Raw genomic sequence first — 21,553 nt, 5'->3', positions numbered from 1 at the left:
ATAGCGCCAGCAGCTTTACAGGGTAATCTACGATGAGCTGGACTGGCGGGCGAAGAATATGCGCACCGCACGGGCCATCGCTTCCGCGAAATCCCGTTTTCCTTCAGCGGATGTCAGTCGCTCTGCATCTGCCGGATTTGTCACGAAGCCGGATTCGTATAGCACAGCCGGGACGTCAGGCGCGCGCAAGACAGCCAGGGCCGCCGAACGGCGCGATTGCGGATGAAACCGAAGCGTCCCCTGGCCTTCCCGGGTGATCAGGCGAGCGAATTCGGCGCTGGTTTCCTGTACGCGCCGCTGGGATAGCTCGACCAGAATGGTGCTTATCTCGTCACTTTTGCCGGCGAGTTGCACACCATTTACCGCGTCTGCATTGTTCTCCCGCTCGGCAAAACGCGCGGCCGCTTCGCTCGACGCTTCGCTCGAAAGCGTATAGATGCTCGCGCCGTTCACTGCACTTATTTCGCCGGCAGAATCGGCATGGATCGAAATGAAAAGGTCTGCGCTCATCCGTCGCGCGATTTCCGGGCGCTCTTCAAGCACGAGAAACGTGTCGTCATCACGCGTCAAAGCAACCCGCACACCGCCCTGCCTGAGCAGCTCGTCACGCAACGCTTTCGCCAGGCCTAGAACGACATCCTTTTCGCGGTAGCCGGCTCCGCTGGCGCCGGGATCTTTTCCCCCATGCCCCGCATCGATGACCACGAGCGGTCGTGAGCGATCTTCCGGGCCAAGGATTTCAGGGAGGTCGACCGGCGAACCTGCCTCGGGCAAAGCGACCCGAACGACATATTCGCGCCCGAGATGCGGGATCGGGATGGTCAAACCGAACGCGACGAGCCCGGCAACCAGCAGCACCGGAGCAAGGAAAATCAGCCAGAGTTGTATGCGCAATGACATTACGCGACACTGTTAGGGTGTTGCGGTGGGATTGCGCAATATGGTTGCGGGGTGAAACCCACGGTGCTAGCTAACTTCCATCAAATCGGGGCGACCTGCAGCCAAGGCAACACTTTTGTTTGCACTATGGCTGCTTAACCCGGGTTTGGCTCCGGCATCCTGCGCGGAGCATTCAACAGGTTGATGCAGACATGAGAAGCCTCTCCCCGATCCAGTCGCCGCAGTTTTCGAGCTGCGCCGCTGCATCGACGGGTCCGGCAGCGCACCCAATGCGCTCTCTCTATTCGGCAGACACATCACTCCGGCACAGCGCTCAAATGCGCCCGGTCCGGTCCGATATCGCCAGCGCGCCAACGGTGGCCGCTGGCTCCCACACATATGAACGCCCTCCTATCGCGGGGTCTGCCCCGCCCGGAGGCGTTTGGAGAATAATAAATGGCAACCCGCATGCTTATCGATGCGCGCCACACCGAAGAAACTCGGGTGGCAGTGCTCAAGGGAAACCGCATTGAAGAATTCGATTTCGAATCTGCTGAACACAAGCAGATCAAAGGCAATATCTACCTCGCAAAAGTAACCCGGGTCGAACCGTCGCTACAAGCGGCTTTCGTCGATTTCGGCGGAAACCGCCACGGGTTTCTGGCCTTCAGTGAAATCCATCCCGACTACTACCAGATTCCGAAAGAAGACCGCGATGCGCTGCTCGCCGAAGAGGCTGAAGCCGCCGAGGAAGAAGCGCGTCTGAGATCGGAAGACGAAGATGCAGGCAATCTGCCTGGCGATGAATACGACGCCGAAGACGAAGAATCTGCCGAAGCGCTCGCTGAGGATCTGGCCGAAGACGGCGTCGAGGAAATCGACACGTCCGAGAAAGGCACTGTCTCGACAATCGAGGAAGGCCAGCTTGAAAACGGCGACGATGACGATGACGATGACGACGATGATGATTCGTCCGCTGACGGCAATTCCGACGATGAAGACAATGGCCAGAAGGGCCGTGGTCGCGGTCGCCGCCGTCAGGGCAAAGGCAACGGTAAAGGCAAACCGAGAAGCCGTGCGAAGGAAGTCGATGAAGTCCGCGCACGTCGCCAGGCGCTGCGTCGCCGTTACAAGATCCAGGACGTCATACAGCGGCGGCAGGTCCTGCTGGTACAGGTCGTAAAGGAAGAGCGCGGCAACAAGGGCGCAGCCCTTACCACCTATCTCAGCCTCGCCGGTCGCTACACCGTGCTCATGCCCAACAGCAGCCACGGCGGCGGCATCTCGCGCAAGATTTCGAGCGTTCAGGATCGCAAACGGTTGAAACAGGTTGTTGGTGCGCTGAGCCTGCCCAAGTCCATGGGCCTGATTGTTCGCACTGCCGGTCTCAGCCGGACCAAGACCGAGATCAAGCGCGACTTCGACTATCTGGCGCGGTTGTGGGACGAAATCCGGCAAAAGACGCTGGCCTCCGCCGCGCCTGCGCTGATCCATTCGGACAGCGACCTGATCAAGCGCGCAATTCGCGACATCTACAATCGCGAGATCGAAGAGGTCGTGGTCGAAGGAGAGGAAGGCTACAAACTCGCCAAGAGCTTCATGAAGCTCCTGATGCCGAGCCATGCTCGCCGGGTTAAAGCCTATTCGGACCCGGTTCCGCTGTTTCAGCGATATGGCGCGGAAGACCAGCTGCGCGCGATGTACGATCCGGTGGTACAGCTGAAATCGGGTGGCTATCTGGTCATCAATCCGACCGAAGCTCTCGTATCGATCGACATCAACTCCGGTCGTTCGACCAAGGAACACGGGATCGAGGCGACCGCCACCGCGACCAACCTCGAAGCCGCCAAGGAAATTGCCCGCCAGCTACGCCTGCGCGATATGGCGGGCCTCGTGGTGATCGACTTCATCGACATGGAGTACAATTCCAACGTCCGCAAAGTCGAACGCGCGATGAAGGATGCCCTGAAGAACGATCGCGCACGCATTCAGGTTGGCCGAATTTCCGGCTTCGGTTTGATGGAAATGAGCCGCCAGCGCCTGCGCACCGGTGTTCTCGAAGCGACCACGCGTGATTGTCCGCATTGCGACGGCACCGGACTTGTCCGTACGGCATCAAGTGCCGGCCTCTCCGCCTTGCGGCTGATCGAAGACGAAGCAGCGAAGGGCAAGGGGACGATCATCACACTGGCCGCCAGCACCGAAGCTGCGGTTTACATGCTCAACTCGAAACGCGCCGACCTGGTCGAAATCGAAAACCGTTACGGAGTGAACGTCGAAGTCGTGCCGGAAGGCGAGGACGAAGGCGCGAAAATGACCGTTTCGAGTTCCGGCCCTCGACCGGCTGAAGCGCCCAAGTTCGAACCGATCGTCGAAGACGACGATGATGACGACGACGAAGAGATCGAAGAAGAAATCGATCGCGAGGATGACGACGAAAAGCCGCAGAAGAAGCGCCGTCGGCGTGGCGGCCGCGGGCGCAAGAAGCGGGGCGATCGTGACGACCATGGCGCCCCCAATGACAGCGGCGATGATGCTGGCGATGAAACGGGCGATGATGACTCCGATGATGGAGACAGCGGCTCCGGCGATGCCGAAAACAACAGTGACGATGACGACGGCAAGCCCAAGAAACGCCGTCGCCGCGGCGGACGCGGTCGGCGTGGTGGTCGCAACCGTGACAAGGACGGCAACGAGCAAGCCGATGGCGAAGCGCTTGGAGAAATCTCGGAGCAGGTGAAGGAAGACATGGCGGTCGTCGCCGGACCAAACGGCTCACCGGAAACCGCAGAAGCTGCAGCCGAGGAAGAAGCGCCCAAACCAAAGAAGCGCGCGCCGCGGCGGAAGAAAGCCGACGAGACCAAATCCGAAGCCGCGGTTGCGTCAGAGGAAGCGGCCCAGGCCAAGCCCAAGCGCACGCGCAAAAAGAAAGTCGAACCTGAAGCGGAAGCGGAAGCTGCGCCTCAGGCAGAACCGGCTGCGGAAGAACCAGCACCGGCTAAGCCGAAGCGGACACGCAAGAAGAAAGCGGAACCTGCTGCCGCTGAGCAACCGGCGGAACCTGCACCAGCGGCGTCGGACGATAAACCGGCCAACGATGCAGGTGGCAAGCCGCGCCGCGGTTGGTGGCAGCGCACTTTCGGCGAATGATGTGAAGTATCAGGCGGGGGCCATCAGGCTCCCGCCTTTACTCCCCCGCATTTGCTCCGCGGTCTTTATTCCCCAGCTTTTACTCCGACGCCCCACTCGTTCCAGCCGATCGATTTCGGGGTTTTCGGCAAATAGCGCGCGCCGAGGGCATCCACCTCGAAACCGCCGTCTGTTACCGCCTGAGTTATCGGCCGGGTTAAGTGGCACCCGCCGGCAAACGGCTTCCACCATGGTTCGATTCTATCCTGCCAGCGTGCGACCTGTGCATCGGGCGCCCGTCCATGCTCCAGAAACAAGAGTTTGCCGCCGGGCTTCAGGATCCGCCGCATCTCTCGTACCACTTGTGCCTGATCCTGGACCGAGCACATCGTGTAGGTGCACACCACAGTATCGAAGCTCTCGTCGTCGAATGGAATATCTTCGCCGATCCCGTCGCGGATATCCGCCTTCCACCCTTTCTTTTCTGCCTCGGCCCGCGCGTATTCAAGCAGCTTCCCGCCCGGGTCGATCCCGGCATAGCGTGTAATTGCGCCCGCACGATAAAATTGCTGGTTGATGCCCCCGCCGCAGCCGAGCTCGAACACGTCGCCTGCTGCCATGGGAACGACTTGCGATCGCAACTTCATGATTGCCGGCATGCCGCAAGCGAACTTGATCACTCTCGGTACTCCGTGCGCATCCCACCAACTTGCCACGCCCATCGCTTTTTCCTCTTCCCTTTCGCGCTCTTCGCGGCATGATAGGTTGCATCGGGGAGACTGACCATGGGCAAGGTTCATCGAACACCGGACGACCGGTTCGCCAAAATTGCGGATTATCCGTATGACCCGCGCTATCACGTGCTCGGCGACGGCCTGAGGCTGCATTATGTCGACGAGGGGCCGCGCGATGCTCCGCCTGTGCTGATGATGCATGGCGAGCCGAGCTGGAGTTACCTTTATCGCAAGATGATCGGTCCGGTGATCGAAGGCGGGTATCGTGTGCTTGCGCCGGACCTCATCGGCTTCGGCAAGTCTGACAAACCGACGGACAAGGACGCCTACACCTATGCCGGCCATGTTGCGTGGATGCGCGAATGGTTCGAGGCTCTGGGGCTCAACAACGTGATCCTCGCCTGCCAGGATTGGGGCTCGCTGGTCGGGCTGAGGCTGGTTGCCGCCATGCCGGAAAAGTTCGCCGGTGTCGTGTTGTCCAATGGCGGCCTTCCCTCCGGACAGGAAGCGCCGCCCGCCTTTGCCAAATGGCGCGCCTTTTCGAAATATAGTCCGGTGTTTCCCATCGGCGGCATTATCCAGAAAGCGACCACGACAGATCTGCCCAAGAGTGTGGTCGCTGCCTATGATGCACCATTCGATACGCGTGGCAGCAAGGCCGGTGCCCGGATTTTCCCGTCGCTGGTCCCGCTGGGTAAAAACGAAGCTGTGCCTGACCAGCTGGAAGCGTGGAAAGCTCTCGAAACCTTCGACAAGCCGTTTACCTGCTGCTTCTCTGATCGCGATCCGATTACTCGCGGCGGCGACGCGCAATTCAAGGAGCGAGTCCCGGGGGCGCGCGACAACGACCTGCACAGAACGCTGAAGGGCGGCCACTTCATTCAGGAAGACGACCCGCTCGGTTTTGTCGGTGCGATCCTCGACACAGCAAAGAAAGCGGGCATCTAAGCGTCAGCTTTTCGCTTTTCGCAGCGCAGCATTGTCTTTAGAAGCGGATTTCGATCCAACAATCGAGGCCCTCTATGACCACTGCCATCGAACCATTGCGCATTCCAGACGAAGCCAAGGAGCGGGTTCGCCTGCTGTTCATGGCGAAGCATGTGCTGTGGGGCGGCGGGATGCACCCGGAAGATGGCAATCATGCAATATACCACCACGAAGTGCGCACCACGCTGGAAGATCTCGGTTTGAATCTCGAGCTCGCCAACACTTACAAGGTGTTGTTCGAACGGCCCGATGTCGATTACGTTTTCCCGCTGCTCAATCGCGGGGGGTTCGTTAACAGCGAGATGCTGATCCCGATCCTGTGCAACATGCACCGCATTCCTTACCTCGGAGCGATGCCCTTCCTGCGCGGATTGGGGGATGACAAGTCGGTATCCAAACTGACCTGCACCCACGCGGGTGTCCCGACCGCCCCATGGTTCTGCTATCGCAAGGGCGCGCCGGTGCTTGAAAAGGATCTGCCCCCCTCTCCAGATGGGCGCTGGGTCATCAAGCCGAATGCCTCGTCGGCCAGCTGGGGTATTTCCGACGCCTTCGACTGGAACGGTGTGACCAATGCCATCGCCAACATTCACGGCCAGGGCCACGATGCCATCGTCGAGCCCTATCTTGACGGCTACGATGTCCAGTGCGCTTTCATCACGCTGAATGACGAACCCACCCCCCTGCCGATGCTATGGTACGAACGCGAGGACACGCAGAAGCTGTGGACTTATTACGAGAAGCGCGACCTCGTCCAGAACACCGAGAAGGCGGCACTGAAAACGTTCGAACATCCAGAATTTGCGCCGAAAATTACTGAGATGGCAAAGAAGGTCGCACGCGAGTTTTTGCCTTTCGACTACGGCCGGATCGAGTTTCGCGTCGATTTGAAGACCGGCGACATCAATTTCATTGAAATCAATCTCAACTGCAATCTGTGGTCCGAAAAGGTCATGGCCAAGGCAGCGAGCTACGCCGGTTTCAGCCATGCCGATCTGCTCGAAACACTGCTGGCTGAAAGCTGGCGGCGCAATGCGCTCATCAGCTGAGCGCTTCCCGCGTAGCGGTTGCAGCCGTTGTGCAGAAGCCTAATACGGCGCGCAGCCGCCCTACCGCTGCGTGAAGGAGAACAACGTGAGCATTCGCCCGACAACCGTTATCCTTCTCGCCGCGCAGCGCGCCGGGGTCGTCAACCCGCTTGCCGAACGCGCGGGCGTTTCGCACAAGTGCATTGCGCCGATTTGCGGCAAACCGCTGATCGAGTGGGTGCTTGATGTCCTGACCGCGCAGCCCGATGTTTCGGAAATCCGCATTTCGATCGAGCCGGAAGCGCAAGCGGAAGTCGGGGCTTTGCTCGAGCAATATGCAGATTGCGGCACTCCGATCCGGTTCGTCAATTCGCATAGCGGCATCGTCGACAGCGTGACCGCCGCTGCCGCGGACGATGAAGGCCCCTTCGTTATCACGACGGCAGACAACGTCTTGCTCACAGCCGATGGTTTTTCCCAAATCCGCGCTACGCTCGCGGCCGGAGCAGACGCGACGCTGGCGCTCGCGCGCGACAAGGATGTGCTGGCCGCCCACCCGGACGGGCAACGCAATTTCTACAAGTTCCGCGACGGCGGCTATGCCAATTGCAATATCTACGGCCTTGCCAACCGGAAGGCCTTCGGCGCGATGGAAGCCTTCCGCGAGGGCGGCCAGTTCCAGGCCAACCGTGACCGTATGATCCGTGCTTTTGGATTGTTCAATATCGTGCTGATGGGCTTGAGACTGGTCGATGCGCCGGGCGCGATGAAGCGCATCAGCAAACGCTTCGGTCTGGAAATCAAGGCGACGCCTTTCGCTGACGGCGCGCTGGCGATCGATGTCGACAACGAGCGGACATACAGCGTGTGTGAAGAGCTGCTGCCCCAGCGCAAGCCCGTGCCCGCCGCCTAGTCCGGCACCCGCTTGCCTTGCCAGTCAAACACGCCGCCACTGTCGTCAGGCGTGAGGTCGTCAATCACGGCGAGCAGGTTTTTCGCTGCATCGGCAGCGTTAGTCAGTTGACCTTGTGGCAAATTGGACTGGAACGGTTCACTCAATGCCGTGTCGACTGTTCCCGGATGCAGGCCTGCGACAATCGTCTGCCTGTGCGTACGCCCCAATTCGATGGCGAAATTTTTCAGCAGCATGTTGAGCGCGGCCTTGCTCGCGCGGTACGAATGCCAGCCACCGATGCGGTTGTCGCCGATTGAACCGACCCGCGCAGACAAAGCACCAAACAGGCAGCGACGATCGCGCGCGAACAGGGGCAGCATGTGCTTGGCCACCAGTGCCGGGCCCAAGGTATTGGCTGCGAATATCTGCGCCATTGCGCCCGGATCGAGCGATTTGTAGCTGCGCTCGGGACCTGTTCCGTCGGCGAGCGTCAGAACCCCGCTTGCGACGATCACCAGATCGGGCGGGGTCGCCTTCATCATGGCAGCGGCTTCAACTATCGTGGTCTCGTCGGCAAGATCAAACCGGAACGGTCTGACAGACGAGTCTTCGGGCCCGTTCCCGGCTCGTGAACCGGCGAAGACGGTCGCGGTCCCGCGAGCAATCAGTTCGCGGCACAGCGCAGATCCGATCCCTCCTGTCGCACCGAAGATTGCCGCGCATTGCGGCCACGCACCCGATTGCTGTCCTACATCGTCCATGGATGGTAGACGCACGGCATGCCTTCACCGTTCCCTCCCCCGCCTGCGAACTCGCGCCATTTTCGGGCGGTAAGAAGATCAGCATCAGGACTGTGTTCCATATGTTCCACTTGGACAGCGCGGGAAACGTTGCTTCGGCTTCATCAGGGTACGCAAAGCTTGCAACAGCCGCGCCTTGCTCTCATGGCGTGAAGCGCTAGATAGGTTTTGCGTAGCAACAGGATTCCCCCGATCATGGCGACTTTCACCCTTCCAAAGAACTCGAAGATCACCGGCAATGGGCGCACCCACAGAGCCGAGGGTGCTGGCAAGACGCGCAACTTCAAGATCTATCGCTATGACCCGGATAGCGGGGAAAATCCGCGGTATGACACGTTTGAAATCGATCTCGACGCGTGCGGTCCGATGGTTCTCGACGCGCTGATCAAGATCAAGAGCGAGATTGACCCGACACTGACCTTCCGCCGTTCGTGCCGTGAGGGCATCTGCGGGTCCTGCTCGATGAACCTCAACGGCAAAAACGGGCTCGCCTGCACGACAGCGATCGAAGACCTGAAGGGTGAAGTGCGCATCACCCCCCTGCCCCATATGGATGTGATCAAGGACCTCGTGCCCGACTTCACCCATTTCTACGCACAGTACGCTTCGATCCGCCCTTGGCTTCAGGCTGTCACGCCGACACCGAGCGGCAAGGAACGCCTCCAGTCGCCGGAGCAACGGGAACAGCTCGATGGCCTGTACGAATGCATCCTGTGCGCCTGCTGTTCGACCTCATGCCCCAGCTATTGGTGGAATTCGGACAAGTTCCTCGGTCCGGCGATCCTGCTGCAGGCATACCGTTGGCTGGCCGATAGCCGCGATGAGATGACCGGCGAACGGCTCGACCAGCTGGAGGATCCGTTCCGCCTATATCGCTGCCACACCATCATGAATTGTGCGAATGTTTGCCCCAAGGGTCTCTCGCCCGCCAAGGCGATTGCGGAAACCAAGAAGATGATGGCTGAACGCGCGATCTGACGTGGCCCTATCGGACGAGGTCTTCGATCACAGGCCGGATCCCGAAAACCCGGGCTGGCGTCACTGGAACCTGAAAGACCCGACGCTGTTCAACAGCGCAGTGATGGGAAAGCTCATTACCCGGGTTGAAGGCGACAAGAGCCGTCTGCGCATGTTTCCGGAGCGCAAGCACGAGAACCTGCAAGGCATCATCCACGGTGCGGTGACGCTGGCACTGATCGACATCTCGATGTTCACCACCATGCACACGCTTGGCAGCGGCAACGCAGGCCCATCAGTGACGCTGGAGCTGTCAACGCAGTTCACTGGCGGCGGCGATCCAAGCCGCCCGCTCGACGCGGTTACGGAAATCATGCGCGAAACAGGCAAGCTGGTGTTCGTTCGCGGCACAGTTGAGCAAGAAGAACAGATCGTCGCGTCGTTCTCCGGCATAGTGCGCAAGTTCCCGCCGCGATGACCCGTGTCTTGGAACGATACGATGCGCTTGTGAAAACCGGCGAGTTGCGGCCCGACACCGAGCAGGCGGCAGCGGCGGCGAGGCTCGATATATTGCAACAGGCACTCGAAGCTGTTCCGAAACGCGGCAGCCTGCTGTGGCGCGCCTTGAAGGGCCCGCCCGAACCGGCTCGCGGCATCTACATGTGGGGCGGCGTCGGGCGCGGCAAGTCGATGTTGATGGACCTGTTTCACGAATGCCTGTCAATCGGGCGCAAACGCCGGGTGCATTTCCACGCTTTCATGCAGGAGGTTCACGCACTGCTGCGCGAAGAGCGCAAGAAAGAGAGCGGCGATCCGATACCGCCCGTCGCGGCGCAAATTGCGGAGGACGTGCGCTGCCTCGCCTTTGACGAGATGGTAGTGAACAACAGCGCCGACGCGATGATCATGAGCCGGCTGTTTACGGCCCTCATCGTCGATCATGGCGTGACCGTAGTGACCACATCGAACCGCCCGCCGAGCGATCTCTATAAAGACGGGCTCAATCGCGAACACTTTCTGCCGTTCATCGAGCTGGTTCAAGAGCGTCTGGACGTTCTCCCTCTCAATGGCCCGACTGACTACCGCCTGGAGCGGATCGGCGGGATTGAGACCTGGCACACACCCCTTGGTGATCAGGCCACGGCAAAAGTGCGCGAGGCCTTCTTCCGCCTGACGGATTTCGCACCGGAGGACGCCGCGCACGTCCCAAGCGCAGAACTGGATGTCGGCGGCGGCCGTATGCTGCATGTCCCCAAGTCGCTCAAGGGGGTCGCGGTCTTCAGCTTCTCACGGCTCTGCAAGGATGCGCGCGGCGCGAGCGATTATCTCGCGATTGCAAGGCATTATCACTCTGTGATCGCAGTAGGCATTCCGGAAATGGGGCCGGAGAACCGCAACGAGGCCGCACGCTTCGTGACACTCATCGATGCCTTATACGAACACCGGGTCAAGCTGTTCGCAACCGCAGCAGCAGAACCTGAGAAGCTTTACCAGTCAGGCGACGGAAGCTTCGAATTCGAACGGACGGTGAGCCGCCTCATGGAAATGCAGAGCGACGAGTATATGGCGCTTGGTCACGGTGTCATGGATTAGGCAGCATCAGCCAGCCTTTGTTGCGCACTCGTCAACCGGTTCATCACCCGCAGGTCCTGCTCGCGCAATTGCAAAGCGGTATCGGCCCACAGTTCCGTGATCCGGGTCAGTTCTTCAAGCTCGAGCGCCCAGGATATCTTGGTCGCCCGCCGCGCCCCGACCAAACCGGCGTGGCGGCGTTCCGACTTGCGGATAAATTCCTTGCACGAGCTTAGCGCTTCCCCTTTTTCGGCCAGCTGATGCACGATTCCCATGTCGTACATTTGCTCGGCCGAGAAAGTTTCATTCGAAATTATCAACCGATCCGCCATGGCGCTGCCCAGCTTTCGGCTCAGAAATGCGTGCGCGCCCATACCTGGAAACAGTCCGAACATGACTTCGGGAAGACCAAACGTGGCATCGCGCTCAGCGATAATATGGTCGAACGACAGCAAGGCCTCGAACCCGCCGCCAAGAGCTGCGCCTTCAACCAGGCCAATCGTCAGCATCGGAATATCGAGCGTGTTCATGTTCCGGTGGAGGATCTTGCAGCAACGGTGCCCGTATCGGACCAACCCATCCCTATCGCGGTCCCGGATCAGGCGCTGGAACAGGTCCAGATCGCCGCCGAAACAGAACACTCCGGGCGCACGGCTCCCGAGGATCAGATAACGAAGGGGGGTCTTGCCGGAGCCGAACCCGGAGGCGATCAAATCCTGCCAGCGCTCAAAATCGCTCAGCATGTGCGGTGTGAAACTGGGCCTCCCCGCGGGCCTCATGTAAGTCCAGAGGGCTTGCTCTTCTTCCTGATAGAACGATTCCAGCTCAGTCAGTTCAAACAGTTCATGCGGCACGCCGCGAGGCATCGCTGCGTCGGTTACAAGGGCTTCGTCCTGCCGCGACAAAGTCACGAACGTGTCGAGACCGCCGGAATCTTCCGAGCCTTCGTTGCTAATCCCTGATCCTGCACGATCCATCGACGACCCCTCATCATGAATTCGTTATAATAGAAATGTAAACTAGAGCATTGAAGAGTCGATTGGCAAATAATTCTTTTCGACCGGTTTTTCGAAACCGTCTCCAAACAGGGCGGTGGAGAAATATTGTGACTCAACTTGTCACCGCTCAAGCGGAAATATTGAGTCTTTCGAGCGCTTTGTCGAGCATGACAAGTTGCCACAACAGCCGCCCATGGTCCGAACGGCGGGAGATGTGATCTTCCGCAACTTTCGCAATCTGACTACGATCGAACCAGCCCACGCGGATCGCAGCGGACGAAGTCTGCAGCGCACGCGCCTCGTTGGCCAGTGGTCCCCTGAACCATTCGCTGATGGGCGTGACAAACCCCTGCTTGGACCGATAGAGAATCTCGTCGGGCAGATATCGCTCCATCGTATGCTTCAGGATCCACTTGCCCTGGCGGCCCCGGACCCTTTGGCGCTGAGGCATACTGGCTGCAAATTCGATCAGCCGATGATCGAGCAAGGGTTCTCTCGCTTCGAGGCTAGTGGCCATACTGGTGCGATCAACCTTGGTCAGAATATCGCCTGGGAGCCAGAATTTCAGGTCGGCATACTGAGCGCGATCAAGGCCAGACTTCGCCGGGGCGGATCGCATGAGATCGATCATCGGTTGTTCACCGCGATAACCGCCCAGCGTGTTCGCGAACGCATCGGTATAGAGCCCGGCGCGCTGCATCGGCGTCGTTACAGCCAGCGCTGAGGCGTATCCTTCGTCGCCATCAGCTGCGAGTGACAGGAACGTCGCCTTTGCCCTTAGCGGACGCGGTGCCCAATCCGCTTTGGGCCAAACGGCCCCTAGCGCGCCGAACAGGGGTTTGCGCAGAAACGCGGGCAGCACCACCCGCGCCTGTTCTTCCCGCGCATGGAATACGTGTCTGCGATAACCCGCGAAGGCTTCATCGGCGCCGTCACCGGACAGCGCAACGGTAACATTCTCGCGCGCCAGTTGGCATACTCGCCATGTCGGCAAGGCCGAGGCGTCAGCGAAAGGTTCGTCGAACATGCCGGCCAAGGTATCAATCGCGCCAAAATCATCCGGGTTGACCTGGCGCGCGCGATGGTCGGTTTGAAACAGCTGCGCGACTTGTTCCGCATAGCCGGTTTCATCAAGATGCTGCTGATCAAAGCCGATTGAGCAAGTTTGAACAGGGCTATTGCTCGCTTCTGCCATCAACGCGACGACCGAAGATGAATCGACGCCGCCAGAAAGGAACGCCCCGAGCGGCACGTCAGACACCATGCGAGAGGTGACGGCTTCACGCATATGATGCAGCAACTCGGCTGACAGATCTGCCGTCTTGCCTTTGCGGCGCTGACGAAAGTCGATGTCCCACCACTGGCGCGGCTGAGGCATACCACGACCCTGTTCGGCAATGAGCAAATGCCCAGCCGGCAGCTTGCTCACACCTTTAAGGAAACTCCTGTGGTCAGGCACATAGCCCCAGGTCATGTAGTCCTCGACCGCGAGCGGGTCGGCCTCGCGGCGCAGGAGCGGATGCGCGAGCAAGCCTTTCAGTTCGGACGCAAAGGCCAGGCTTCCGTCGCATAGATGCGCCATGAAAAGCGGCTTAACGCCGAGCCTGTCTCGCGCCAGAAACAACTGTCGCTTGTCGAGATCATAAAGCGCGAAAGCGAACATCCCGTGCAAGTGTTCGAGGCAGTCCGGCCCCCACCGCTGCCATGCAGCCAGAATGACCTCTGTATCGCCTTCGGTGCGGAACTTTGCGCCGTCCGCAACCAATTCACGGCGCAGTTCCCGATAGTTGTAGATCTCGCCATTGAAGACGATCACCGCGCGACCATCGGTCGAATGCATCGGCTGGGGCGAGCCCTCAAGATCAATAATCGACAGGCGTCGATGACCGAGGCCGACCCCATGATCGGTCCACACACCGTAACCGTCAGGCCCGCGGTGGATCATCGCGTCACACATCCGCTCAATCCGTCGAGGATCGACCGGTTTGGGCGTACCCAAGTGAAAAATTCCGGCGATCCCGCACATGGCCTGCGCCCTATCGCACCCTGGCTATGCGGTCCATCCATTCCCCGCGGTCGCCGGTTGCAGCACCAAAATCGGCAAGGGTCTGTTTGGCTGCTTCGCGATCAGCGCCCTCGACCGAGAGAATTAGGGTCATGGTTGGCTTACCCGCCATGAGCAGACGGTCACGCATGCTTTGCAGCTTGAGGCTGCTGGTTTTTCCGGTCAGCACTGAACCGGTCCGGTAGCTTGTTGCAGCAAACCGCCTGACTTGCCCGAAAGCGAGCAATTCCTCACCACTGGACTCGGTATTTGCCTCCCACGGGCCGACCCAGCGCCACGCGGTGTCGGGGATTAATGCACCCTCCCCTGTCGCGCCCGCTTCCCGGCCTTCGGACTGCGCCGCGTACAGCGCGAAGCTGACGTCGATTTCCCGCCCTTTCGCGTCACGATACCTGCCCAACAGCTTGTGATCAGCGCCGTTCATGCGCGGGCTCCAAGCCACATCCGGCTTGTAGTCCACCCTCTCCCACCCCGGCACGTCCGGCAAAGCGATCTGTTCCGGAATGTCCGCAGCAATGGTCGAAGCTGCAAACTGCCAACCGAACATGCCAGCGATAAAGAGCAGCGCAGCCGCAAGATGGAGCCCAGTCGCGCGGGCCGGGATGGCCAGTCGGTTCATCCAACTGGAGTTCATGAACTGAGGAAAGTCTATCCCGAGCTCGTCCGGATCCCTGTCGAATGATCGCCAGAATGCTGCAAGCAACAGAAATACGATCACTGCGAAAAAGACCCAACCATAGAAAATATGATCGAACCCCTCGGCGAATGCGATGCCCTGCGACTGCGCAATATATATCGTGCCCCAAGCTCTGATGCCGTTGGCGAGAACGGGCAAAATTATGGCCGCGGCCATAAAAAGGAAGCGCATTTTCCAACGCTTGAAACACGCATAACAAACGAGGACCCCGAGCGCGATCATGGCGACAAGAAACTTCACCCCCGAGCATGCTTCCGCCACTTCAAACAGGCCGACTGGCGTGTCGATGAAAACGCCGTCTATTACCGCCGGAATGCCGCTGGCTTCAGTCAGCCAGATCACAATCGCCGCGGTGACCATCTGCAGGGTCGGGACAAGTTCGTCACCGAACGGAACCAGAAAAAGCATGTAGGCCAGCGGGAACGCGCAGGCGAGAGCGACACGCGGCCCGAGTGTAGCGGGTACGGCAAGCATGAGCGTAGCAACCGCGCCGAGCTGGCTGGCGCTGTTGACACCTGCGACAGAACCCAGCAGCCAGAGAAACATCGCTCCGGCAAGAGGAAGCAAACCAGGCCACCACGGCGCAGGATCGATCTCCAGCAGCGCATCGCGGCGAATGTAGATCAGCCATCCAATGATCGGCGGGACGAGCAAGATGTGGTTGTAGGTTGAGATATTCCACCACTGGTCAGACATCGCCCACCAGTCACGCCACGTTACCGCCAGCACCGCTGCGCAAACCATGGCAAACCGTGTCAGGGCCGACCGCCATTGCAGTGGCAGCGATGTCGCGCCGGCTGCGGACGCGCCCGGTGATGCAGTGGCTTCAAGCGACATGACGAGGTTCTCTGCCCAGTAGTGCAGGCAACGGGGCCAGCATCGCTTCCCAGCTCTGATTCTGTAGGACGTAGCGTCGGGCGGCTACACCCATTGCTTTAGCTGCTTCGCCATCGGACAGCGTCGCAATCGTCAGCTTGACCAGCGCGTCATCGCTATCGCCAACGGCGAAGTGAATTCCATCGGTGGCGTCAATCCCCGTCGCTGCTTCGGGAGAGACTATGACCGGGCGAGCCATTGCCATGGCTTCCAGCACCTTGTTCTGAATCCCGCGCGCGATGGTCAATGGCGCCAGAATAGCATCCGCAGCACGGATGAAAGGGCGCACATCAGGCACTTCCCCCCATACCTTGACTCCCGCAACCGCATTCAATCGCATCACCTTGTCGATTGGCGCGCGTCCCACGATATGAAACTGAGCATCGGGAAATTCCTGCCGGATCGACGGAAGCAAGCTTGCCGCAACGCGCTGGACCGCAGAAACGTTTGGCGGGTAGTCCATCTGGCCGGTAAATACGAGATGCGGCCCTGCTCCGCCGGCAAAGGGAGACGGGCTTGTTGCCCCTTCCGGATCGAAGAAGTGCGCATCGATACCGTTGCGCAGAGCTGACACCTTGCGTGCCGATCCGTCCGGCAAGCGTGATCGAAAAAGCTCGGCTTCAGCCTCACTCACAAGAAGCACTTCATTTGACCGGTCAGCCAGCCGGGCTTCCTCTGCTGCAAGGATGCGCCCTTCGCGGCGGTCTATCAGAGAGCGTGGAAGGCGGCCCTCTTCAGCATAAGCATCGAACTTCGCGGAATCGACATCACACAGATCGATCACAACGCGGCCATCGAAATCGTCAGGCACATATTGACCCATCTGGCCGGAGAAGACGACAATGGTCCTGATCGGTTGCTCGGCCAGTGTGCGCCCGACCCATTCGCGGAGCCGGACATCGTCAAACGCGGTCAGGCTTACTGGCTTGCCGGTCAGCAAAGCCTCGATCCCAGCGATTGGCAGAGCCTTGTCCCGCTGAATGAGCAGATGGCTTTTGGCTACACCCTCAAGCGCGCTTTCTTCGGCCATGTCGGCAGCAGTCTCGCCAAACGTCGCGGCATGAACCGGAGCGATGTGAGCCAACGCCTTAAGCAGGTGGTGGGACCGGATCTTGTCACCACGGTCGGGCGGGAATGGTATCCTATGGGACAGGAAGAGAATATCACTCATTACGCCAATCCCTTGGCGATGAATGGCCCCACCCTGTTCGCCATGGATAGCGGCAGACGCTTCCACAGATCGATTTTTCGCAAATAGGCTTCGCTTGTCGGATCGATATCGCGCGCAGTTTCGCCCGGCACTGTCCAACCGGCATAGATCAGGGGATGCGGCTCGAACCCCCAGTTTTTCTTGTAGCTATAGGGCCCGCTGTTGGTTTTCGACCGTCCGAAATCAAACCGTCCGCATCCCTTGCGGCGGCGAGCGTGCAGCATCAGTTCGTAATACATCCGCTCGTTTGCTCTGAGGTGCCGGGCGGCGTAGGTTCCGCCTCCCCAGAAGGGCAATACGGTGCCCTGGTGGTAGAAGGACAAAACACTCGCGACAGGCTCGCCTGCATGGCGGATAGTCAGAATGTCCGCATCCGCACCAAATCGGTCGAGCATCGCGCCGAACAGGCTGCGCGGAAAGACTGGCGTGCCCAGATTCCGCACGCTGGCGCTATAAACCGCATAGTGTGCATCTCTATCGCGTTTGCTCGAGCCCGCTTCGACGACAAAATCGAGCTTCAGGCTCTTGCGAATTTCCGCTCTCTGCTTGCGAGGAACCAAGAGCAGTTCCGCTTCGTCGTTGTCCGCAAGCTCGCGTTCGAAACCGCAATGGGTGTCGTTCCATGTACGCCAGGTTTCCGGAGCTCCGCCACTGCGTATTTCGATCGATGCGCACGATCGGCGCGACGCCACTTCCTGAGCGGCGTGGCACAAGGCCACCGAGGTGGCGTGCTTTTCTGACAGTGGCCCTCCTCCAACGGCGAACCCGCTTGAAACGAGCGCACGGCCGAAAATCGGCGAATGCACTTCAGTCAGCGGCATCCACCCGTGGAGCGAACCACACTTTTCGGCCACGAGACCTAAAGCTCTTTGCCCTGTGCCCTGTTCAACCGCCAGCGACCATGCAGGACGGTGAAAGACGCTGCCGCGCAAATCCGCTACAAATCCTTCGATCCGGGCGATTTCACCCGGATCCCTCAGATCAACCAGGCTGATCACCTCACTGCCAAGAGCAAACGGAGCATTCACGTCACCAGCTCTTGCGCGCCAGCCGCTTCGCGATGTGCGAGCACATCCATCCGGCCCCAGGCAAACTCGTGAACCAGCCCGCGCAATTTGGGGGCCATTTTTTCGAGGTTTGTATAGTGGCGAATGCGAGATTTTATCGGTGCACCGGCCACACGCGGCTGGTCGGGATCGATTTCCCAAGGATGGAAATAAAAGATCGCCGGCTTGCCTTCACTTCGGTTGACCTGACGGATCGCCCAGCGCGAAAATGCATAGGGCAGGACACGAAAAAATCCTCCGCCACCCGCAGCCACGCGTCTTCCGCCGAGGATCGCGGTGGTAACCGGAATTTCGACCAGGTCTGACCACGGCAACGGCTTGAAGGCGAAGCGCGGCGCCTCTTTCCAGCCGTAGTGATCATGCGCAACAGGTGCGACACTGGAGGAATAAATATAGCCTTGGTCTGCGAGTTCCATATAGGCCCACGGTGTGCGCTGATCGAACGAGAAGCTCGGCGCGCGATAACCAGTGATCTTCGCACCAGAGGCATCCTCAAGAATTTCACGTGCCTTGCGGATATCCTCGCCGAATTCCTTACGTGAGAATGTGAACACACGTGCGTGGTCATAGCCATGGCTCGCCAGTTCATGCCCCGCTTCCACGATCCGCCGCATGAGCGGTCCGTGCCGTTTGGCGACCCAGCCAAGCGTGAAGAATGTCGCCTTTACCTCGGCTTCGTCGAACAGGTCGAGAATGCGCAGGACATTGTCCTCGACGCGCAGGCTCAACCCGTCCCAGTCGTCACGTCCGATTACGTTTTCGAACGCTCCGACCTGGAACCAGTCCTCGACATCAACAGACAGGCCATTGACGACGGGTGCAGCCGAAATCGGCTCATGCTTCATCGAAACCGCCTCCTCAGGCTGCAGCGCGTGACTGGCCGCTTTCCATCCATTCGATCATCATGGTCAGTACGTGACGGACCATGCGCTCCTGTTCTTCAAGCCGATCTTCGAGCGAGGCGAGCCGCTCCGCGAGATTGTCAGGAACCGATCCACCCTCTGCCTTCTCAACCGTGTCCGACAGTTCCACGATGGCCTGTTGCAGTTCGGCAATCTGAACATCTCGCTCAGCGAGAAGGTCTTCGACACGAGCGCGCGGCGACGGTTGCGGGTATGTCGCATGCTTGACCGGCCCGATTGACGGTGCCGGGCCGAGCTTTTCCAACGGCTTGGGAGCAGCCTCGGGAAAGGCGTTGTCATGCTGCATTTCAGCAAGCACGGAAGTCAGCATCGCGTTGTCGATGCGCGAACGTTGCTCGACCGCTCCCAGCAGCAAAAGGCGCGTTGCAACCTGGTTGACTTTGCGCGGGATACCACCTGTTGCTGCGTAAAGCTCTGCGAAAACACGCTGGTCGAATGACGGATTCCCATCCCAGCCCACGCATTCGAGGCGGTGTTTGATATAGGGTTCGAGTTCGCCAGGCTCCATCGCTTCGAGGTGGTGCGCAGCGATGACGCGTTGGCGCAGTTGTTCGAGTTCTTCATGCTGAGCCAGGACCTGCTTGAATTCAGGCTGGCCGAGCAGCAGAAGCTGCAGGAGCGGATGGGAGCCGAGCTGGAAGTTCGACAGCATCCGAAGCTCTTCAAGCGCTTCCACAGAAAGATTTTGCGATTCGTCGACCACCAACAGGCAACGGCGCCCCTCGCGCGCTTCCTCGTGCAGAAAATTCTCGATTGCGCCAAGAGCGCTGGCTTTGTCGTGCCCTTCGACATCCAGCCCGAAACTTTGGGCCGCCACATGCACCAGTTCCTCACCGTCGAGGTTGCTGGTGACGACTTGGCCGACAGTCATCTGCTCCTTGTCGATCTTCTGCATCAGGTGCGCGACAAGCGTCGACTTACCCGAGCCGATCTCGCCAGTGATGACGATGAAGCCTTCAGACTGTGCAAGGCCATAGCCGAGATAAGACAGCGCCTTGCGGTGAGTCGTACTCTCGAAGTAGAAATTCGGGTCCGGGGTTAGCTGGAACGGTCGCCCAGTAAGCCCATAAAAATCATCAAACATTTTAACGTCCCCCAGCGTCAGAATCCGTACCGCAGGCCAAGCAGGCCGGATGCGGTCGTGAAGTCCTCGAGTTCGAGGTCACTATCGATATGGTCGAGTGCGACGGCAGCACGAACAGAAAGGCTGTCCGTCAACGAGCGGCTGTAAGAAGCCGACGCCCCCAGAGCCAGCACATCGCCCTGCAAGTCGAATCCGCTTTGCAGCAGCGTCGCGTAAGCATTGGTGTTGAAGCTTGCACGCTGTCCAATGTCACCCGACAGGAACAACGAGGCGTAATAGGCTTCGTCCGTCACGCCATTTGCCGCGGCGAGAACGGTGCCTTCTGCGGCAAGGAATTTGCGGCGGTCGTACCCTGCCCCGACACCGGCAGTCATGCGGCCGATCGAGGTGGTGTAGCTGCCGGATACGCCGCGCGAACGGAACACGGACGAACGGACAGAACCGAGCGCGCCCGTCAGGCACTGGCTGCCTTCGACGCTGGCGACACAGCCGCCGACATCGCCTGTCAGAGCATTACGGCTAACGTTGAATTCCGTCGGCAGATTGGCCAGCGCGGTGTTCAGCTGACCACCGAACCCGGCAATCGCATCATACACAGAGACATTGACAGAGCTGCGGCTGTTCGGTGCCCATGCGAAGCTGCCGTAGTACGTATCGGAATCGTAGCGGCGGCCATAGTGGCCTTCAAATGCGGTACGCGAACTCGGTTTCCAAACCACGCCGACATCCCAGATAAGGCCATCGGCCTCGAATGCGATGCGTCGGGGCTGGCTCTTGTCGGTCACGAAGCGGCCATCGTCGCCGATCACCGGCTGACCACCGGCATCAAGGAGCACATCACGGCTCGAAACTTCGACATCCTCGTAACCGACACCGCCAACAAGCGCGACGGTGTCCGACACCGGAACCGTCACGTCACCGCGGATGTGCGCATCTCGCACGCGCTGGTCGAGGTTTGAAATATCTTCCTGCTGCCAGCCTGCCCCAACGCCGAGGCCAATCGGCAGAGGTTCCCCCGGGCTGGTCCCGACATGCACGGAAGCGCGCTGGCTGAGGCTGTCATCGAACACATCGACGGGCTCAGCACCGGGCGCGGTGATCAGCGCATCGGGCGATTCCACGCGCGTATATCCTACCTGATACTGGGCAGCGATGGCGACATCGCCAGCGCGAGTGTTGAGGGTCGGCCCTGCGTAAGCGGAATAGATGCGGCTTTCGCTGTCTTCTCCATTGAGCGCGTTCAGCGTCGCGCCGCCATTGCCGTCAACTCGGGTACGCGCAGCAAGCGCGCCCGCTTCGACGGTCAGCGCCTGCGGAATTATCGAGGCGTAGCCGCGGGCAACCCCGCTGACTGTGTCGCTATCTGCAACATCACCGTCCCAGGCCTTGTTGTATTCATAGCGGATCGACACGGAACCGCCGGTGTTACGGCCTGTTACCGTCGCATCCACGCCTGCCGCAGCCTGTGTGTAGGTGACCCCGTCCTCATCGGGTGAAAGGGTCACGACGCCAATCTGGTTCAGTTCGATATACGGCTGGACTGTAGTCCGCTGTGCGCGCTCCTCCTCGGCTTCCTGCGCCACTGCAGGCGCGGAAGTTGCGAGAGCGATCAGCGCTCCGCCGGTGACAAGGGTTAGACGTTTCATTGCGGG

The 21,553-nt window shown here is 59.8% G+C and carries 18 protein-coding genes; 7 read left to right on the top strand and 11 right to left on the bottom strand.

Annotated elements, in window-relative coordinates:
- Positions 1-27 precede the first annotated feature (27 nt).
- Entirely contained in the window at positions 28-900 is an 873-nt protein-coding gene (locus tag E0502_RS12355; RefSeq protein WP_137678294.1) for an N-acetylmuramoyl-L-alanine amidase family protein, read from the bottom strand.
- Positions 901-1,335: 435 nt separating this feature from the next.
- Here E0502_RS12355 and E0502_RS12350 point away from each other — a divergent pair, with 435 nt between their 5' ends.
- On the top strand, positions 1,336-4,029 hold the full coding sequence (locus E0502_RS12350) for an Rne/Rng family ribonuclease (protein ID WP_137678293.1): 2,694 nt from the start codon (positions 1,336-1,338) through the stop codon (positions 4,027-4,029).
- A 65-nt stretch (positions 4,030-4,094) separates the two neighbouring features.
- Here the strand turns inward: E0502_RS12350 and E0502_RS12345 are convergent, their stop codons facing one another.
- The gene (locus E0502_RS12345) at positions 4,095-4,730 is read right to left on the bottom strand and encodes a class I SAM-dependent methyltransferase (protein ID WP_137678292.1); all 636 of its coding nucleotides are present in this window, start codon (positions 4,728-4,730) and stop codon (positions 4,095-4,097) included.
- A gap of 63 nt (positions 4,731-4,793) precedes the next feature.
- Here E0502_RS12345 and E0502_RS12340 point away from each other — a divergent pair, with 63 nt between their 5' ends.
- The 3 genes from E0502_RS12340 (at position 4,794) to E0502_RS12330 (ending at position 7,670) form a co-directional block, all read left to right on the top strand.
- Positions 4,794-5,690 (top strand): haloalkane dehalogenase, encoded by an 897-nt coding sequence (locus E0502_RS12340; RefSeq protein ID WP_137678291.1) that lies wholly within the window; start codon positions 4,794-4,796, stop codon positions 5,688-5,690.
- 74 nt (positions 5,691-5,764) lie between these two features.
- Entirely contained in the window at positions 5,765-6,778 is a 1,014-nt protein-coding gene (locus E0502_RS12335) for a D-alanine--D-alanine ligase family protein (protein WP_137678290.1), read from the top strand.
- An 85-nt stretch (positions 6,779-6,863) separates the two neighbouring features.
- Entirely contained in the window at positions 6,864-7,670 is an 807-nt protein-coding gene (locus E0502_RS12330; RefSeq protein ID WP_161593776.1) for an NTP transferase domain-containing protein, read from the top strand.
- Here the strand turns inward: E0502_RS12330 and E0502_RS12325 are convergent.
- On the bottom strand, positions 7,667-8,413 hold the full coding sequence (locus tag E0502_RS12325; protein ID WP_137678288.1) for an SDR family NAD(P)-dependent oxidoreductase: 747 nt from the start codon (positions 8,411-8,413) through the stop codon (positions 7,667-7,669). The two genes, E0502_RS12330 and E0502_RS12325, sit on opposite strands and share 4 nt — an antisense overlap.
- A 234-nt stretch (positions 8,414-8,647) precedes the next feature.
- Here E0502_RS12325 and E0502_RS12320 point away from each other — a divergent pair, with 234 nt between their 5' ends.
- The 3 genes from E0502_RS12320 to zapE are packed head-to-tail and all read left to right on the top strand — an operon-like array spanning position 8,648 to position 11,002.
- Entirely contained in the window at positions 8,648-9,430 is a 783-nt protein-coding gene (locus E0502_RS12320) for a succinate dehydrogenase iron-sulfur subunit (protein ID WP_137678287.1), read from the top strand.
- Position 9,431: 1 nt separating this feature from the next.
- The gene (locus E0502_RS12315) at positions 9,432-9,887 is read left to right on the top strand and encodes a PaaI family thioesterase (protein WP_137678286.1); all 456 of its coding nucleotides are present in this window, start codon (positions 9,432-9,434) and stop codon (positions 9,885-9,887) included.
- A complete protein-coding gene (gene zapE / locus E0502_RS12310) occupies positions 9,884-11,002 on the top strand; it encodes a cell division protein ZapE (protein WP_137678285.1) in 1,119 nt (372 codons plus the stop codon). Before E0502_RS12315 ends, zapE begins: the two co-directional genes overlap by 4 nt.
- Here zapE and E0502_RS12305 read toward each other — a convergent pair.
- From E0502_RS12305 to E0502_RS12270, 8 genes are all read right to left on the bottom strand, one after another.
- Positions 10,999-11,958 (bottom strand): crotonase/enoyl-CoA hydratase family protein, encoded by a 960-nt coding sequence (locus E0502_RS12305; RefSeq protein ID WP_240049061.1) that lies wholly within the window; start codon positions 11,956-11,958, stop codon positions 10,999-11,001. The two genes, zapE and E0502_RS12305, sit on opposite strands and share 4 nt — an antisense overlap.
- A gap of 148 nt (positions 11,959-12,106) precedes the next feature.
- Positions 12,107-14,005 (bottom strand): XrtA/PEP-CTERM system amidotransferase, encoded by a 1,899-nt coding sequence (locus E0502_RS12300; RefSeq protein ID WP_137678284.1) that lies wholly within the window; start codon positions 14,003-14,005, stop codon positions 12,107-12,109.
- Between the two features lie 10 nt (positions 14,006-14,015).
- On the bottom strand, positions 14,016-15,578 hold the full coding sequence (gene xrtA / locus E0502_RS12295; protein WP_137678283.1) for an exosortase A: 1,563 nt from the start codon (positions 15,576-15,578) through the stop codon (positions 14,016-14,018).
- Positions 15,568-16,788, bottom strand: a complete 1,221-nt coding sequence (locus E0502_RS12290; protein ID WP_137678282.1) for a TIGR03087 family PEP-CTERM/XrtA system glycosyltransferase — start codon at positions 16,786-16,788, stop codon at positions 15,568-15,570. The genes xrtA and E0502_RS12290 overlap by 11 nt, the downstream gene beginning before the upstream one ends.
- On the bottom strand, positions 16,788-17,855 hold the full coding sequence (locus E0502_RS12285; RefSeq protein WP_137678281.1) for a FemAB family XrtA/PEP-CTERM system-associated protein: 1,068 nt from the start codon (positions 17,853-17,855) through the stop codon (positions 16,788-16,790). The genes E0502_RS12290 and E0502_RS12285 overlap by 1 nt, the downstream gene beginning before the upstream one ends.
- Positions 17,852-18,739, bottom strand: a complete 888-nt coding sequence (locus tag E0502_RS12280; RefSeq protein ID WP_192895957.1) for an XrtA system polysaccharide deacetylase — start codon at positions 18,737-18,739, stop codon at positions 17,852-17,854. The genes E0502_RS12285 and E0502_RS12280 overlap by 4 nt, the downstream gene beginning before the upstream one ends.
- Positions 18,740-18,752: 13 nt before the next feature.
- Positions 18,753-19,901 (bottom strand): XrtA/PEP-CTERM system-associated ATPase, encoded by a 1,149-nt coding sequence (locus E0502_RS12275; RefSeq protein WP_137678280.1) that lies wholly within the window; start codon positions 19,899-19,901, stop codon positions 18,753-18,755.
- Between the two features lie 17 nt (positions 19,902-19,918).
- Positions 19,919-21,547, bottom strand: coding sequence for a preprotein translocase subunit YajC (locus tag E0502_RS12270; RefSeq protein ID WP_137678279.1), 1,629 nt, complete (start codon positions 21,545-21,547; stop codon positions 19,919-19,921).
- Positions 21,548-21,553: the final 6 nt, after the last annotated feature.

The sequence above is a fragment of the Parerythrobacter lutipelagi genome (assembly GCF_005434975.1).
GTDB classification, from domain to species: domain Bacteria; phylum Pseudomonadota; class Alphaproteobacteria; order Sphingomonadales; family Sphingomonadaceae; genus Parerythrobacter_A; species Parerythrobacter_A lutipelagi.
This window is presented reverse-complemented; position numbering and strand designations above follow the sequence as displayed.